The sequence below is a fragment of the Veillonella sp. T34266-5 genome (genome assembly GCF_002959815.1).
GTDB classification, from domain to species: domain Bacteria; phylum Bacillota; class Negativicutes; order Veillonellales; family Veillonellaceae; genus Veillonella; species Veillonella atypica.
This window is the reverse complement of the sequence record NZ_PPCZ01000013.1, coordinates 65,640-82,507: the sequence shown is the minus strand read 5'-3', so window position 1 is coordinate 82,507 and position 16,868 is coordinate 65,640. Positions and strand designations below refer to the sequence as shown.

Sequence of the window (16,868 nt, the reverse complement as noted above, 5' to 3'; positions counted from 1 at the left end):
TATAGTTAGGAAATTACATTTGTCTTAACTATGTGAAACTGAGGAAAGGCAACTGTGGTTGCCTTTTCTTTATGCAGGAATTTTGGCATCTATGTCGAATACATAAAGTATACAAAGTTGTAAGGAGATGTCATTATGATTACAAATGTTGAATTATTCAATGCCCTCCGTAATGTGACGGCTAAGCGTGAAGGTTCACGTTATAGAATACTCATGGAATTATATACAATTGGTAAGGGAACGAGCCAACGTGTATTAGTGGATAGTTTACAGATTCGTCCAGCTACCGTATCAGAGCAACTGGATGTACTCATACAATTGGGGTTTGTAGAAAAGACCATCGATACGATGGATAAAAGGACAACTGTTGTAACACTAACCGATGCAGGGAAAGAAGAAGCACATAGTTTAGTTGAACATAGGGAACAGCAGTTAGCTCATCGGTTTAGACGCTTATCATCAGAGGATCGCCAAGATCTGTATGACCTATTAGGCCGTATTGATTAAGGTATTTATTTGTATATAGTTGCGGTCAAATGGGTATATAAATCTATACAAGATATAGTGTGTAACCTCTTGCATTGTACATTGACTTGTGATAATATATTACTGTTAATTTGAGACAGTCCGCTGCCTATAAGGTGTAGGTATTGAATGTCTGCAAACAGGAGGAAACAATGAACATTATTAACGTACTCGAACAAGAACAACTTCGTACAGACATCCCTACTTTCCGTGCTGGTGATACAGTACGCGTACACGTAAAAGTAGTGGAAGGTAGCCGTGAACGTATCCAAGTATTCGAAGGCTTGGTAATTAAACGTCAAAACGGTGGCGTACGTGAAACTTTCACAGTTCGTCGTATTGCATCCGGTGTAGGTGTAGAACGTACATTCCCACTTCACAGCCCACGCTTAGCTAAAATCGAAGTTATGCGCCGTGGTGTTGTTCGTCGTGCTAAATTGTACTACTTACGTAACCTTACTGGTAAAGCTGCTCGTATTCGCGAAAAACGCTAATGTTCTTAAAAGGCTGCCGTTGGCAGCCTTTTATTTTTGCTAAAATATAGAAATAAATACATTCATACAAGATATATAGAAAGGAGACATTATGGCAGATTCACCTATCGTACATTGGTTCCCTGGGCATATGGCGAAAGCGACGCGCATGATAACGGAGTACATCAAAAAGGTAGATGTTGTTATCGAGTTATTAGACGCGCGTATTCCTCGTTCTAGTGCGAACCCAGTCATCCTAGAGTTAGTTGGTCAAAAACCGCATATTGTACTGTTAAATAAGGTAGATTTAGCAGATCCAAAAGCAACGAAGGAATGGACAGAATTCTTTATGCAACAAGGCATTACTGTATTAGCCATCGATTCCAAGTCTGGTAAGGGTAATAAGAAATTAGTATCTACTGTAGAACGTCTCAGTAAACCTATCATTGATCGTTGGGTAGCAAAGGGGATACGCAGTCGTTCTATACGTACCATTATCTTAGGCATTCCCAATGTAGGAAAATCTACATTGATTAATTCCTTGGCTGGTTCTGCAGCAACCCGTACGGCTAACAAGGCAGGTCACACGCGTGGTCAGCAATGGGTTAAAATTGGTAAGAATATGGAATTGCTCGATACGCCAGGCGTATTATGGCCTAAATTAGAAGACCAACGGGCTGCTGCACGTCTTGCTATGACAGGTGCCATTTCTGATGATGTATATGACTTAGAGCACGTAATTAAGCAATTGTTAAACCATCTATTGACGAATACACCTAATATCTTGATTGAACGCTACAAATTAAAAGAAGAAGAGATGGCCGATGTGGATACAATTCTTGAAAGCATTGGTCGTCGTCGAGGCTGTCTTGTAAGCGGTGGTGTTGTTGACCTTGATAAGGCGCGCCGCATTATTTTGCAAGACTATCGCAATACAAAGCTTGGTACAATTACACTAGACCAAGTTGATGAAGAACCGTATTATCCAGAAGATGGTGAGGAAACATATCATGGATAAGGATATCTTCGCTAAGTTAAAGGTAGCTGATATTAAGGCCCTTTTTGAAACGAAACAAGCTTTGGAAATTTTACCATTAGCACAAGAAGATACTCGTACTTCCGTTCAAAAATTGGCAGCCTCTTATATTAAACGTCAAGAAAAAGAGCTAAAAGAACAACAACGCTTGATGAGCATGTACGACTATGAAGGCATGTTCTATGATGAAGGGCTATATCATGTGGCTGGCGTCGATGAGGTAGGGCGCGGTCCTATTGCAGGCCCTGTTACCGTAGCTGCAGTCATTTTACCTCCTATGACATTAATTCCAGGCCTTAATGATTCTAAAAAGCTAACCGAAGAGAAACGTGAAGCATTCTATGATATCATTATGGATGAAGCTGTAGCGGTCAGCTGTATCTCCTATGGTCCAGAAAAAATTGATGAGCTCAATATTTATGAGGCCACACGTCAAGCGATGTATGAGGCCATTCGCACTCTTGATGTACCTGCAGAGGCTGTTGTAGCGGATGCCATGAAATTACCTGATTTAACAATTCCTGTTGAATCCATCATAAAGGGCGATAGTAAAAGTGCTAATATTGCAGCGGCATCTATCATTGCAAAGGTTACGCGGGATCGATATATGAAGAGCCTCGATGAAGAGTATCCTGGTTATGGTTTTGGCATCCATAAGGGATATTATACAGAACTCCACAAAGAGGCTGTTGAGCAGCAAGGTGTGACACCATTGCATAGAAAGAGTTTTGAACCGATTAAGTCAATTGTTGGATGGCATCGAGAAGAAAAATAAATATATAGATTACTCTATTGTGAAATAAAAATGAAAAATCTATAGAAAAGAGGTTCCTATTGGTCACCTAGGTGACTATTAGGAACCTCTTTTCTATTTACATTCATGGTCAGACCGTCATATTTTGTATATATAAGTATTCGAAAGCATCTATATACATAAGGAGGTAATCATGAATACGATGAATTGTGAACAAAATTGTAACCTATTAGATGCAAAAGCTCTTGGTAATTGGGGAGAAGATATTGCTCGACAGTATATTGAGCAACAAGGATTGAAAATTGTAACGACAAATTACAAAACAAAGGTAGGTGAAATCGATATTATCGCCAAAAATGGGCTGACCTATCATTTTATTGAAATCAAGGCGCGTCGTGGTGTCACCCATGGATTGCCACGTGAGGCAGTTTCAAAACGTAAACAAAAGCATATTAAGCAGGCAGCTATGTATTTTATACGGGATTTGCGGGCTCAGAACCGTAAATGGAAGGAACTATCCTTTGATGTAGTTGAGGTATATGTACATGAGGATTTTAAGGCTACTGTACACTATATGCCTCAGTGTTTCATGTAGGAGGTCCATTATGTATGCAAAGGTCTATGGTGCTACCATAGATGGTTTAGATGGCGTCGTCGTAACAGTAGAGGTGGACATATCTCAAGGGCTACCTGTCTTTGATATTGTGGAACTCCCAAATCAAGCTGTAAAAGAATCAAGAGAACGCGTACGGGCAGCCATTAAAAATAGTGGATTTGATTTTCCTATGCGTCGTATTGTTGTTAATCTAGGGCCTGCAGAGGTCAGAAAAAGTAGTTCCGGATTAGATTTGCCCATAGCCATAGGTGTATTAGCCGCATCAGGTCAAATTAGGCTACGCAAACCTAAATTAACAAAATTATTACAATCAACCCTGTTTATAGGCGAATTATCCTTAGATGGCAGTCTAAAAAAGACACAAGGCATTCTTAGTATGGCTATGAAAGCACTTGATAACAAGATTCTTAGGATCTTTACAAGTTTTGATAATGTATCATTGCTGCACAATATAGAAGCAATTACATCCTATGGTGCACATACATTGGCGGATATTGTGAAACTTGTAATGCGACCGGATGAATATCGTGTAGACACTGTTGATGACGATTGTAATGACGCGGTCAACAGCCTCATTGATTACAAGGATGTACAAGGCCAAGAACTAGGAAAACGAGCCATGGTTATTGCTGCTGCTGGTGTTCACCATGTGATGATGATAGGTCCGCCTGGATCCGGTAAAACTATGTTGGCAGAACGATTACCAACTATTTTACCTCCCCTAAGTTGGGAGGAGCGGCTAGAAACAACACGCATTCATGATGTAGCAGGGTTGCTCGAAAAGAATACGCTGATTGCTAAACGGCCTTTTAGATGTCCTCACCATACAGCAACCTTGGCGAGCATCATAGGGGGCGGTAGTAATGCAAAACCGGGAGAAATAACATTAGCCCATAAAGGGGTGCTATTTATTGATGAAGCACCAGAATTTCCGCGCTATGTATTAGATGCGTTACGGCAACCATTAGAATCTCATATGATTACTGTGAATCGGTTACAAAATAGTTATGACTATCCAGCAGATTTTATATGTATACTCGCCGCTAATCCATGTCCTTGTGGATATTATGGGGACCCTCATAAGGAGTGTGTTTGTAGCTCTACAGAATTAGAAAGATATCAGCATAAAATATCTGGACCTATATTGGACCGCATAGATCTATTCATCCTTGTAGAGAGACCTAGTTTTAATGACATGTTATGTATGGATTCTGATTCTATGAGCAGTGCAGATATGAAACAACTCGTGGAGCAAGGGCGCCAGATGCAATTAGAACGTTTCCACGACCAACCATTTAAGTCAAATGGTGCCTTGCCACATGGCGCTATTCGTGAACTGTGTAATATACGCGATGATTGCTGGGGCTTGTTAGGAGACGTATATGAACGATTTCATTTTACAGGGCGTAGCTTTGATCGATTGCTGAAGGTGAGTCGAACCATTGCAGATTTAGATGGGTCTTTATATATAGAAAACGAACATATTTCAGAAGCGATGATGTATCGGCACATTCCATATCATGTGTCGAGGATAGGAGTTCATGATGGAGCAACAGTATGAAAGTAATTTTTACATTGCCGCCATGCAGAGTATTTCTTCACTAGGAGCGGCTACGATACGTGATTTAGTCGAAAAGTTTGGAAATCCTTATGAGGCATGGTGTGCTTTACAAAATCGTAAGAACCTAACGACAATACTAGGCATTCCGTCCACAAAATATAGGCAAATCGAGAAAGAGGCGACCGACGAACGATTACGGGCTATCTATAAGGCTCTTAAGAATTGGCATATAGAATATATTACGTACCTTGACGTATTATTCCCTGGGCATTTGCAAGAGATATACAATCCGCCAGCCGTCATATTTGTGAGAGGAAATGTATCTTTGTTAGATGATGAAACGATGAAAATTGCCATGGTAGGAGCTCGAAAATGTTCCGATTATGGTCGTAATGTGGCACTTCGGATAGGTAAGGAACTAGCTGCGTATAATGTAGCCATAGTCAGCGGTGGTGCGAGGGGGATAGATAGTCATAGCCATGAAGGTGCTTTAGCGGCAAAGGGACAAGTGATCGTTGTTATGGGATGCGGTTTAGATATTGTATATCCGCCGGAGAATAAACGGTTATTTGATGCCGTTCTTAAGAACAATGGTTTATTAGTATCAGAATATCCTCCCGGTACACCGCCGTCAGGTGTCCATTTTCCCGCAAGGAATCGCATTATTAGTGGGCTTTCACAAATCATCATCGTAGTAGAGGCCAAGGCGAGCAGTGGATCGTTGATAACGGCTGATATGGCCGCCAATGAAGGCCGTGAAATCTATGTGGTGCCTGGCAGTATTTTAAGCAATGTAGCGGAGGGCAATCACTGGCTTATGCGCCAAGGGGCTAATATATTAACGAAAGCACAAGATATAATCGAGGATTATGAGTTAAAGCCCCGTGTAGTTGATACGCAAGGGTCCGATGTGTTAAGCTTTAAGGTGGAATGGGAGGTCGTGTTGAGTACAATTCCTACCGATCAATGTATTAGTGTAGGCGAATTAATCAAGAAAACACACATTCCATTACAACGATTACAAAGTATTTTATTAGACCTTGAAATGAAACATATGATTGAGAAGGTTCATTCTAAGGGCTATATTAACATAATCGGGAGTGATGCACTTGTCCATTAAACGATCTATCGTTATTGGGGAACCGAAAGAACCAAAACAAGAAACAAAAAAGAAAAAGACTACGATCAATAAAAAGGTAGCAAAAGAAGCGTTGACACCAGTTGGTATTGTACGCGACAAATCGATTGTTGCTACATCGATGCCACCAGAGCAACGAAAACCTCGCGTATATAATCCGGATGGTAAAATCCTTGTCATTGTGGAATCACCGGCTAAATCTAAGACTATCGAGAAATTTTTAGGCCCTAATTATATTGTGAAAGCCAGTATGGGCCATCTTCGAGATTTGCCTAAATCTCAAATGGGTATCGACATTGATCATGACTTTACCCCACGATATAGTAATCTGGTAGCACGTAAAAAGGTGATTGACGATTTGGTGGCCCATGCCGATGAAAGTAGCGCCGTATTGCTCGCAACTGACCCGGACCGCGAAGGGGAAGCTATTTCCTGGCATTTAGCATATATTCTAAACGTAGATATCACATCTAATTGTCGTATTACTTTTAATGAAATTACGAAAACTGCTGTTGCAGAGGCCTTAGAGCATCCACGTACTGTGGATATGAACATGGTTGACGCACAGCAAGCACGTCGTGTACTAGACCGCATTGTAGGGTATAAATTAAGCCCTCTATTATGGAAAAAGGTTTGCAAAGGTTTGAGCGCTGGTCGTGTTCAATCCGTAGCTGTACGTCTCATTTGTGAACGAGAACGTGAAATACAAGCTTTTGTGCCTCAAGAATATTGGTCTATTGAAGGACAATTTAAGACGAAAACTAATGAAGAGTTTGCCGCTGAACTAACTCATGTAAAGGGCGACAAACTAGATATTACATGTGAAACAGATGCAGTAGCAATCCAAAAGGCTATTGCGGACCATACGGCTACTGTTACATCTGTTAAGAAAAGTAAACGAAGTCGTAAACCAGCTCCGCCTTTCACCACATCTACATTGCAACAAGATGGTGTTCGTAAGCTTAATTTTGGGGCTAAACGGACCATGATGATTGCTCAACATTTATATGAAGGTTTAGAAATCGGTTCTTATGGTCACGTAGGTTTAATTACCTATATGCGTACAGACTCTACACGTATATCCAAAGATATGCAAGAACAGGCAAGAGACTATATTAAGAGAACCTATGGCGATGACTATTGCCCTGCTAAACCGAATGTATATGGTAAGAAGGAATCAGCTCAAGATGCGCATGAAGCCATTCGTCCTACATCTCTTGAATTGACACCTAAAATGGTAGAACCATTTGTAAATCGCGATGAACTAAAGTTATATACACTGATTTGGAATCGTTTTATGGCTAGCCAAATGGCACCACAACAAAATGAGTCCACTACCATTGAACTAGATATTGATGATACTTATACATTTAAGGCAACTGGTTCTCGTGTGTTATTCCCTGGATTTAGTGCAGTCTATGAAGATAGTAAGAAAGAAGATACGCCACAATTACCAGCGTTGAAGAAATCTGATGTGGTGGAAACTGTACTTATCGACCCAGAACAACATTTTACGCAACCGCCTGCTAGATATTCTGAAGCAAGCCTTATCAAAACATTGGAAGAATTAGGCATTGGTCGCCCAAGTACATATGCGCCAATTATAGATACTATCGTTAGCCGTAACTATGTAGAAACAAATAATAAACAATTCATACCTACAGAACTAGGCTTTGTAGTAGTAGACTTTTTAGTGGACTATTTTGAAAAAATTATCAACACTGGGTTTACTGCAGAACTTGAAGAGGAGCTCGATGCCATCGCTAATGGTAAGGATACGTATGTGAAGGTATTGACTGATTTTTACAATATATTTAAGCAAGAATTGGATGATGCTAGCGATGTAGACAAAATTCAAATCGCATCCATGGAAAGTGATGAAACCTGTGAGCTTTGTGGTCATCCTATGGTCTATAAATTCGGTCGCTATGGTAAATTCTTAGCATGTTCTAACTTTCCAGAATGCAAGAACACTAAACCGATTACGGTTGGTACCGGTGTTGCTTGTCCTAAATGCGGTGAAGGGGAAATCGTAGAACGGAAATCTAAGCGTGGTCGTATTTTCTATGGTTGTAATCGTTATCCACAATGCGATTTTACGTTATGGGATAAGCCTACTCATGAGTTCTGCGATACATGTGGCAGCATTATCGTTGAAAAATCATATAAAAATGGTACGACGAAAAAATTCTGCTCCAATGAAACATGTCCAACTAGACCACCTAAGAAAACGAGAAAGAAAAAGTCTGATGATTCAGTAAAGAAAGAAGAGGATACAAAGAGTGAGTGAAAATAGAGTTACTATTATAGGGGCTGGCTTAGCTGGTTCTGAAGCAGCGTGGCAACTTGCCAATCGTGGTGTTGCTGTCGATTTATATGAAATGCGCCCTGTAAAGAGTTCTCCGGCTCATCAAACGGATCAATTTGCTGAACTAGTTTGTAGCAATTCCTTGCGCGCTGGTAATATAGAGAATGCTGTTGGCTTGTTAAAGGAAGAAATGCGACGCTTAGGCTCGTTAATTATGGAATGTGCAGATGCAACAGCTGTACCTGCTGGTGGTGCTTTAGCGGTTAATCGTCATTTATTTAGTGCTATGGTAACGGATAAGGTAAAAAGTCATCCTAATATTACGGTACACCATGAAGAGGTAACATCTATCCCTACGGAAGGAACGGTTATCTTTGCATCTGGTCCATTAACATCTGAAGCACTAGGTGATGCCATTAGAGAATTAACCGGTAATACAGGATTTTATTTCTATGATGCAGCGGCTCCGATTGTGACCGCAGAGTCGCTTAACTATGATAAGGTGTTTGCTGCGTCTCGCTACGATAAAGGCGATGCGGACTATCTTAATTGCCCTATGAATGAAGAAGAGTATAAACACTTCTGGCACGAATTGACCCATGCTGAGGCTGTGCAGCCTAAGGGTTTTGAAAAGGAAATCTATTTTGAAGGTTGTATGCCTGTGGAAATCATGGCATCTCGTGGAGAGGATACATTGCGCTATGGTCCATTGAAACCAGTAGGCTTAGTGGATAAGCGTACCAATGAAGAATCCTATGCGGTAGTGCAATTGCGTAAGGAAAATAAAGAGGGCACTATGTTTAACCTCGTAGGGTTCCAAACTCATTTAAAATGGGGCGAACAAAAACGCGTATTTGGCTTAATCCCTGGCCTTGAAAATGCAGAATTTATTCGGTATGGTGTGATGCATCGTAATACGTATATCAATTCTCCAGAATTGCTCAATCATGCATTCCAATTACAGTCTGATCATCGATTATTCTTTGCTGGTCAAATGACAGGTGTAGAAGGGTATCTTGAATCAGCCGCATCAGGGCTCATGGTAGGGTTACAGGTAAAACGATACCTTGATGATAATGCATTTATCAACTTCCCTAAAACGACGGCTATCGGATCATTGAGCCACTATATATCTTCCTATGAAGGATCTAATTTCCAACCTATGAATGTTAATTTTGGTATTATGGAATCATGGCCTCAACGGATTCGTAAGAAAAAAGAGAAAAATGCTCTCATTGCCAATCGTGCATTAGAAGAACTTGACGCATTAAAGGCACAAGAACAACTGTAAATGATGCTTGTTGCTCATAGTTTATCGTTAGAATAATTGAATAGATATTAAAAATCCTTCATTCATGGATGTTGTGTATCCGTGAATGAAGGATTTTATTATTTACGTTTCTTTTGTTTTTGTGGTGCTTCTGGTACTGTTTCAGCCACATCTTGTTGCTTTTTATCTAGATAACCAAAGTAGATAAATAAACAGATGCCTACAATCATAACAATGAGGCTCGTCATCTGTGCTGATTTAAGTCCCATTGTGAGGTTTACATAATCACCGCGTAAGAATTCTAAGCAGAATCGCGCTGCGGAATACAAGATAGCGTATAGAACGAACACTTGGCCTTTAGCATGTTTAAATGAGCTAAAGAGTAGTAAAATCACGAAGATTAGAATATCGATTTGGCCTTCCCAAATTTCAGCTGGCCATAATGGCTGATTACCATAGGTGCGGTATGCAAGGGTGCTTTCAGGATAGAGAATACCAAAATTTCCACCCGTAGGATGACCAAAGGCATCGCCGTTAAACAGATTAGCCATACGCCCAACCGATTGAGCTAAAATGAGGGCTGGCGCAAAAATATCGGCAAAGGCCCAGAAATCGATATTATATTTTCTTAGATACCAATAACCGGTTAATGTACCGAGTACGACGCCTCCTTGAATGGCCATGCCTCCTTGCCATACGAAAGGGATTTCAAGGAGATGATTGCCATAGTAATGCCAGTCGAAGAAAAATACATCCCATAAGCGGGCGCCGATAAGACCTGCTATAGCGACTGTAATGGAGAAATCAACAATGTGCTCGTGCCATCCACGACCGTCTTTTTTGAGTAAGAAATAGGCTACAGAGGCACCGCTAATGATGGCTAGTGCTAACATGACACCGTAGGCCCTAATCGGGAAATCGCCTATGAAAAATAGATATTGATGCATATGAACTCCTTTATGAATAAATGTTCATGCTTTTATAAGCATAGAAATTATAAGTGTCGATATATGTATGATATAATATAGGAATTGTTATGTAAACAAAAGCTAGTCAGCATAAATTATAGGAGACATACATGTTACGTAAATTTGCTATGGTCACTACCTTGGCAGCCGCTGTATTATCTAGTATTTCTGGTAATACTGTACAGGCTGAAGTGTTGGTGCCATTACAACAATATTTAAATACGACTAACCGTAATTATGAGGCCAATCAATATAAGACATCTTATACAATCTATGTACCACAGCTAGAACTGAATGGTACAACCATTACGATGAATCCTAAAGCCGTTGGAGAGCCCGTTAAATTGCCGATTACCAAGCGGGATGGTGCCGAGTATGTTGATGTAGAAAATGCAACACCGTTGATAGGCGTCACCTATACGAAGGATGGTGACCACGTTCAATTGACCTCTGCGCCAGAGACGATGCAAGTATTGCAAAATAAACCTGTCCAAGGGCCTCTATCTTGGGCTTTTGATCCATGGCCTAACCAAGATACTCCGTATGCAAAAAAATTGAATGTCAGCGGAGATAACATCATCTCTCCAAGTTGGTTCAAATTGCATAGCCTTGGCTTAGAATCTAGCCCTACTATTAATATCGACTATGTGAAAGCATACAAGGCCAACGGATATCATGTGTGGCCGCTTATTACAAATCGTTTTGATCCAGATTTCACGAGTGGTATCTTAGCCGATGAAGCAGTGTGGAAGAAATACGCTCAAAATCTCATTCAATACGCTTATATTTATGGATTTGATGGATATAATTTTGACTTTGAAAATGTAGACTATTCTGACCGTGATAAATTGACAAGATTCGTAGCATACTTAGCTGACGAATTACATAAGTATAATATTCAATCCTCTGTAGATGTAACGGGATATTCCAATAGTCCAAATTGGTCTCTTGTATATGACCGTAAGTCCTTAGCTAACAGTGTAGATTATGTCGTATTAATGGCTTATGACGAAACATGGGCCAAGAGTACTACGGCAGGACCAGTTGCAAGTTATCCTTGGGTGCGCGATCATGCTGAGAAGATGTTGCAAGAGGTACCAAGTCATAAGCTTGTTCTTGGCATTCCATTCTACACTAGAATTTGGCATGAATCAGGCGGTGTGGCACGGGGTGAAACATTGGCCATTAAAAATGAATCATCTTATTTCACAAATCACGCATCGAATATTATTTGGAATGATACATTAAAATCTTATTATGCAGCTATTCCAACAACTAGTGGTACCGATAAGATTTGGTTTGAAGATAATAAATCCTTAGGATATAAATTAAACCTAGTGAAAGAATTACAATTGGCCGGCTTTGCTGCATGGCGTAAAGGCTTTGAAGATGATAATACGATTACAATGATTCAAGGCGTTGATTTAGGTAAAGGTACACCTAACACAGCACCAGTTGCTGAAGCTCCTAAGCCTGTTGTTGAAAAATCATTAACAAAGGCTGAACGTAAGGCTCTTGAAAAAGCAGCTAAAGAAAAGGCGAAAGCAGAAGCTAAAGCAGCTAAGGAGAAGGCAAAAGCAGAATCTAAAGCTGCAAAAGAAAAGGCGAAAGCCGAAACTAAAGCATCTAAAGAACGTACAAAAGCGAATGCTAAGACTGTGAATGAAAAGCAAAAGGTTGATAATGATATAGCGTCTATCGTTCCCGCTGTTCAAGTAGTAAAAAAGTAGATAAATTGACGGTTTATGGTACGAAGTAGTACAATAATACTATTAATTAGAATCACAAACAGATTTGAGGAGGCACCTACATGAACGAAAAATATGTAGCCCAAGATATTGAGAAAAAGTGGCAAAAGTACTGGGATGAGAACCATACTTTTAAAACTGAATATGACGAAAGTAAAGAGAAATACTATGCATTAGAAATGTTCCCATATCCATCTGGCAATTTGCATATGGGCCATGTGCGCAACTATTCCATCGGCGACGTAGTAGCGCGTTTTAAGAAAATGAATGGTTTTAACGTATTGCATCCAATGGGCTGGGATTCCTTTGGTATGCCTGCAGAAAATGCAGCTATTAAACATGGTATTGCACCTAAAACATGGACTCTTGATAATATTGAGAACATGAAAAAGCAACAAAAAGCATTGGGCCTTTCCTATGATTGGGACCGTGAAGTTGCCACATGTAAAGAAGATTACTATAAATGGACACAATGGTTCTTCGAACAATTCTATAAAAAAGGTTTAGCTTATAAAAAAGAAGCAAAGGTTAACTGGTGTGAAACATGCCACACTGTATTAGCTAACGAACAAGTTATTGATGGTCTTTGCTGGCGTTGTGATAATCCTGTAGAGAAAAAGGATTTATCTCAATGGTTCCTCCGCATCACTGAATATGCAGATCGCTTGTTAGATGACCTCGATACACTCGATGGTTGGCCTCAACGCGTTAAATTGATGCAAAAGAACTGGATTGGTCGCTCTGAAGGTACTGAATTCTCCTTTGATGTGCCATCCATTAACGAACGTATTTCCGTATATACAACTCGTGTAGATACCATCTATGGCGTAAGCTACGTTGTATTAGCTCCTGAACATCCGTATGTGGAACGTTTAATTGAAAAAGCGCCTAACAAGGCTGATTTAGATGCTTTCATTACGCGTATGCGCAACATGAGCGACATCGATCGCACATCTACAGAAGCACCTAAGGAAGGTATGTTTACCGGTTCTTATGCGGTAAATCCTATGTCTGGCGAACAAGTGCCTATTTGGATTGCTAACTATGTTCTCGTAGATTATGGTACCGGTGCTGTTATGGGGTCTCCTGCCCATGATGAACGGGACTGGGAATTTGCTCATAAATACGATTTGCCTATTAAACCTGTTGTGTCTCACAATGGTGAAAGCTACAATTTCGATACATGGGAAGAATCTGACCACGAAGATGGTGTGTTGATTAATTCCGGCGAATTTGATGGTCAAACATCTGAAGAGGCTCGTAAAAATATTACAGCTGCACTTCACGAACGCGGTATCGGTGAAGGTAAAACTAATTTCCGCCTTCGCGATTGGCTTATCTCTCGCCAACGCTACTGGGGCGTGCCAATTCCTGTTGTATATTGCGACAAATGTGGTGAACAACTTGTACCAGAAGAAGAATTACCTGTACGTCTTCCTGAAGATGTTAAATTCGAATCTGGCGCTGTATCCCCATTGGCAACATCCGAAGCTTTCATGAACGCTACATGCCCTAAATGTGGTGGCCCTGCACGTCGTGAAACAGATACAATGGATACATTCATCGACTCCTCTTGGTACTTCTTGCGTTACACTGATGCATTGAACGACAAAGCACCATTTGATTCTAAAATTGCTAATTATTGGATGAACGTTGACCAATACATCGGCGGTATTGAACATGCGATTTTGCATTTGTTATACTCTCGTTTCTTTGTGAAAGTTATCCATGATTTAGGCCTCATCGAAGCTAACGAACCATTCCGTGGTCTTTTGACACAAGGTATGGTTCTTAAAGAAGGCAGCAAGATGTCTAAATCTAAAGGCAATGTAGTTTCTCCTGAAGAAATCATCAATAAGTACGGTGCTGATACGGCGCGTCTATTCATCTTGTTCGCAGCACCAGTTGACCGCGATCTTGATTGGAGTGACCAAGGTGTTGAAGGTTCCTATCGTTTCTTAGGTCGCGTATGGCGTATTGTTGATGCGTATGACCAAGCAGCAAAAGAAAATCATACGGGTGACCTTACTAAAGACGAAGTGGCATTACGCCGCGAATTACACCGTGTTATTAAAAAGGTTACAGAAGATTTAGATAATAACTTCAACTTTAATACGGCAATTAGTGCGATTATGGAACTTGTTAATGCTATGTATGCACACAAGGACAAAGCAGAATCCGTAAATGCTGATCTTGCTAATGAGTTAACACATAATCTCGTGTTGTTATTAGCTCCATTCGTACCACATATTACAGAAGAATTGTGGCATGAACTTGGCGAAACTGAATCCGTTCATACTATGAACTGGCCAACATACGAAGAATCTGCTCTTGAAGTAGATGAAGTAGAAGTGGTTCTTCAAGTTAATGGTAAGGTTCGCGATAAATTAACTGTTTCTGTGAATATTACGAAAGAAGAATTGGAAGCATTGGCTAAAGAATCCAGCCGTGTTCAAGAGTTTACAGAAGGTAAACAAATCGTTAAGGTTATCTACGTACCAGGTAAACTTGTGAATATCGTTGTAAAATAATATTTCTATATATGATTTGTTAATATAATGAAAGCCCCCAACTACATAGGTAGAAGGGGGCTTTATTATCTAGAGAGGTTATTATGGCAAAACGTAGCGATTATATTTCTTGGGATGAGTATTTTATGGGGGTTGCTATTTTGGCAGCGCAACGTTCCAAAGATCCAAATACACAAGTGGGTGCCTGTATCGTCAGCAATGATAATAAGATTTTATCCATTGGCTATAATGGCATGCCCTTAAACTGTAGTGATGATGATTTTACGTGGGAACGGGATACGGCAGATGATAACAAATATTTCTATACTGTTCATAGTGAACTAAATGCGATTCTAAACTATCGCGGTGGTTCTCTAGAAGGCTCTAAGATTTATGTAACACTATTCCCTTGTAATGAATGTGCTAAGGCAATCATTCAAAGCGGCATAAAGGCCGTTATCTATCGTGATGATTTATACAAGGATACTAAAGAGGTTAAGGCTTCAAAACGCATGTTAAAGACGGCCGGCGTAGATATCATAGAATATCAATCGACGGGCCGCGTATTGGAAATAACATTGTAATATTGAATGGGATAGCACATCCTCCGCAAGCTCCACCGGCCGGGTCTGACTCCGGCCTTCGGCCTCCGCAGGGCCAAAGTCGCTTCGTAGGACATGCTATCCCATTTTATTTAAACTGTTATACCAATAAGCGGCCGTCGATCATGATATCTACTTGTTGGCCGTCTTTTGTAATGCCTTTAATATTCATTTTTTCGTGACCAATCATAAAGTCTACATGAGCGAGGGAGTGGTTGAGACCACGTTCTTTAAGTTCTTCTTCAGATAGATCGTCACTATTTTTCAAACATGTTGGATAAGCAGCACCAATTGCTAAGTGGCAGGATGCATTTTCATCAAATAATGTTTCATAGTAAATCATATTGGATTGACTAATAGGGCTATAGTGGTCCACAAGGGCTACTTCACCAAGATATTGAGAACCTTCATCCGTTTCGATGAGTTCTTTTAGGATATCTAACCCTTCTTCAGCTGTGTAATCAACGATTTTACCATTTTCAAAGGTAAAGGCGAAGTTAGAAATTGGATTACCTTGGTAGATAAGCGGTTTTGTACTAACTACTTTACCGTTTACACCATCCCATTGAGGCGCACAGAACACTTCTTCTGTAGGAATATTAGCGTTGAATTTAATTCCTTCTTTAGAGAACTCTTCGCCACCTTGCCAAATATGGTCTTCCGGTAATTCGAGGAGTAAATCTGTGCCATTTTCACAGGTGTAACGCAATGCTTTTAAATCAAGAGCGTTTAATGCTTCGCGACGATGGCGTAGTTTAGTCATGTGATGGGCGTATGTATCTTTTGGTTCTACATCATTGAGACGGCATAATTTTAATAATGTAAGCCATAGTTGGTCAATTTTTTCTTCATCGGAGCCTTCGTAGCCAAGAAGTTCAGCCCAAAGCACTGTTGGTACAGCGGCTACACACCATATTACGGACGAGTTCATGATAGCTGTATGGTAGAAGGATAAGACCTTGTTAAGATTGCGTGAGTTTAGGCTAATGCGCTCCGTAGGGATGCCTGCTAATGCCTTTGGATTGGCACTGATAAGTGATAAAAATGCAGCTTTTTCCTCTACATATTGTTCGTAATATACAGGTATCCATTTTGCCGGTGTTTCTAGAACCGAAGCATCAGCATGTAATAACCGTTGTCGCGTAATAGGGGTATGTCGCCAATTGATGATAACCTCTTTAGCACCCAATTGGTAGGCTTCTTCTGTAACGATGACTGCAAAATCTTTATTGTCTACATCAACCGATACGATGAGTGTTTGTTTTTCTTGTAAATTAACGCCAGACTGCAATAGTGTACGGGCATATTTACGTAATAATTCTTGATCCATTATAGACTCCTTAACATGGTAATAGGACA

Annotated in this window: 14 protein-coding genes; 12 read left to right on the top strand and 2 right to left on the bottom strand. The window is 40.3% G+C overall.

Annotated elements, in window-relative coordinates:
- Positions 1-135 precede the first annotated feature (135 nt).
- From VIHSUH07_RS05315 to trmFO, 9 genes are all read left to right on the top strand, one after another.
- Complete coding sequence (locus VIHSUH07_RS05315) at positions 136-507, top strand: MarR family winged helix-turn-helix transcriptional regulator (RefSeq protein ID WP_009661172.1); 372 nt, start codon at positions 136-138, stop codon at positions 505-507.
- 170 nt (positions 508-677) lie between these two features.
- A complete protein-coding gene (gene rplS, locus VIHSUH07_RS05310; protein ID WP_005377523.1) occupies positions 678-1,019 on the top strand; it encodes a 50S ribosomal protein L19 in 342 nt (113 codons plus the stop codon).
- Positions 1,020-1,110: 91 nt separating this feature from the next.
- Positions 1,111-2,016 carry a ribosome biogenesis GTPase YlqF gene (ylqF, locus tag VIHSUH07_RS05305; protein ID WP_105084161.1) on the top strand — a complete coding sequence of 302 codons (906 nt, stop codon included), beginning with the start codon at positions 1,111-1,113 and terminating at the stop codon, positions 2,014-2,016.
- Positions 2,009-2,809 (top strand): ribonuclease HII, encoded by an 801-nt coding sequence (locus VIHSUH07_RS05300; protein ID WP_105084160.1) that lies wholly within the window; start codon positions 2,009-2,011, stop codon positions 2,807-2,809. The genes ylqF and VIHSUH07_RS05300 overlap by 8 nt, the downstream gene beginning before the upstream one ends.
- 172 nt (positions 2,810-2,981) lie before the next feature.
- Positions 2,982-3,383: a YraN family protein gene (locus VIHSUH07_RS05295; protein WP_005379862.1), complete on the top strand. Its 402-nt coding sequence runs from the start codon at positions 2,982-2,984 to the stop codon at positions 3,381-3,383.
- A 10-nt stretch (positions 3,384-3,393) separates the two neighbouring features.
- Entirely contained in the window at positions 3,394-4,965 is a 1,572-nt protein-coding gene (locus VIHSUH07_RS05290) for a YifB family Mg chelatase-like AAA ATPase (protein ID WP_105084159.1), read from the top strand.
- Positions 4,949-6,085 carry a DNA-processing protein DprA gene (dprA, locus tag VIHSUH07_RS05285; RefSeq protein ID WP_105084158.1) on the top strand — a complete coding sequence of 379 codons (1,137 nt, stop codon included), beginning with the start codon at positions 4,949-4,951 and terminating at the stop codon, positions 6,083-6,085. Before VIHSUH07_RS05290 ends, dprA begins: the two co-directional genes overlap by 17 nt.
- On the top strand, positions 6,075-8,393 hold the full coding sequence (gene topA, locus VIHSUH07_RS05280) for a type I DNA topoisomerase (protein ID WP_105084157.1): 2,319 nt from the start codon (positions 6,075-6,077) through the stop codon (positions 8,391-8,393). The genes dprA and topA overlap by 11 nt, the downstream gene beginning before the upstream one ends.
- A complete protein-coding gene (trmFO, locus tag VIHSUH07_RS05275) occupies positions 8,386-9,702 on the top strand; it encodes a methylenetetrahydrofolate--tRNA-(uracil(54)-C(5))-methyltransferase (FADH(2)-oxidizing) TrmFO (protein WP_105084156.1) in 1,317 nt (438 codons plus the stop codon). The genes topA and trmFO overlap by 8 nt, the downstream gene beginning before the upstream one ends.
- 98 nt (positions 9,703-9,800) lie before the next feature.
- On the opposite strand, the gene lgt is transcribed toward trmFO, so the two are convergent.
- Positions 9,801-10,628: a prolipoprotein diacylglyceryl transferase gene (gene lgt, locus VIHSUH07_RS05270; protein WP_105084155.1), complete on the bottom strand. Its 828-nt coding sequence runs from the start codon at positions 10,626-10,628 to the stop codon at positions 9,801-9,803.
- A gap of 131 nt (positions 10,629-10,759) precedes the next feature.
- Between lgt and VIHSUH07_RS05265 the strand changes: the two genes are divergently transcribed.
- From VIHSUH07_RS05265 to VIHSUH07_RS05255, 3 genes are all read left to right on the top strand, one after another.
- Positions 10,760-12,379, top strand: a complete 1,620-nt coding sequence (locus tag VIHSUH07_RS05265; protein ID WP_105084154.1) for a glycosyl hydrolase family 18 protein — start codon at positions 10,760-10,762, stop codon at positions 12,377-12,379.
- An 80-nt stretch (positions 12,380-12,459) separates the two neighbouring features.
- On the top strand, positions 12,460-14,928 hold the full coding sequence (gene leuS, locus VIHSUH07_RS05260) for a leucine--tRNA ligase (RefSeq protein ID WP_105084153.1): 2,469 nt from the start codon (positions 12,460-12,462) through the stop codon (positions 14,926-14,928).
- An 83-nt stretch (positions 14,929-15,011) separates the two neighbouring features.
- Complete coding sequence (locus VIHSUH07_RS05255) at positions 15,012-15,491, top strand: deoxycytidylate deaminase (protein WP_005377547.1); 480 nt, start codon at positions 15,012-15,014, stop codon at positions 15,489-15,491.
- A 118-nt stretch (positions 15,492-15,609) separates the two neighbouring features.
- Here VIHSUH07_RS05255 and VIHSUH07_RS05250 read toward each other — a convergent pair whose 3' ends face one another.
- Positions 15,610-16,839, bottom strand: a complete 1,230-nt coding sequence (locus VIHSUH07_RS05250; RefSeq protein WP_105084152.1) for an aminopeptidase — start codon at positions 16,837-16,839, stop codon at positions 15,610-15,612.
- Positions 16,840-16,868: the final 29 nt, after the last annotated feature.

Coding starts and splice junctions, on each gene's coding strand:
- VIHSUH07_RS05315 (WP_009661172.1), top strand. CDS start 136: ATGATTACAAATGTTGAATTATTCAATGCCCTCCGTAATGTGACGGCT.
- rplS (WP_005377523.1), top strand. CDS start 678: ATGAACATTATTAACGTACTCGAACAAGAACAACTTCGTACAGACATC.
- ylqF (WP_105084161.1), top strand. CDS start 1,111: ATGGCAGATTCACCTATCGTACATTGGTTCCCTGGGCATATGGCGAAA.
- VIHSUH07_RS05300 (WP_105084160.1), top strand. CDS start 2,009: ATGGATAAGGATATCTTCGCTAAGTTAAAGGTAGCTGATATTAAGGCC.
- VIHSUH07_RS05295 (WP_005379862.1), top strand. CDS start 2,982: ATGAATACGATGAATTGTGAACAAAATTGTAACCTATTAGATGCAAAA.
- VIHSUH07_RS05290 (WP_105084159.1), top strand. CDS start 3,394: ATGTATGCAAAGGTCTATGGTGCTACCATAGATGGTTTAGATGGCGTC.
- dprA (WP_105084158.1), top strand. CDS start 4,949: ATGGAGCAACAGTATGAAAGTAATTTTTACATTGCCGCCATGCAGAGT.
- lgt (WP_105084155.1), bottom strand. CDS start 10,628: ATGCATCAATATCTATTTTTCATAGGCGATTTCCCGATTAGGGCCTAC.
- VIHSUH07_RS05265 (WP_105084154.1), top strand. CDS start 10,760: ATGTTACGTAAATTTGCTATGGTCACTACCTTGGCAGCCGCTGTATTA.
- leuS (WP_105084153.1), top strand. CDS start 12,460: ATGAACGAAAAATATGTAGCCCAAGATATTGAGAAAAAGTGGCAAAAG.
- VIHSUH07_RS05255 (WP_005377547.1), top strand. CDS start 15,012: ATGGCAAAACGTAGCGATTATATTTCTTGGGATGAGTATTTTATGGGG.
- VIHSUH07_RS05250 (WP_105084152.1), bottom strand. CDS start 16,839: ATGGATCAAGAATTATTACGTAAATATGCCCGTACACTATTGCAGTCT.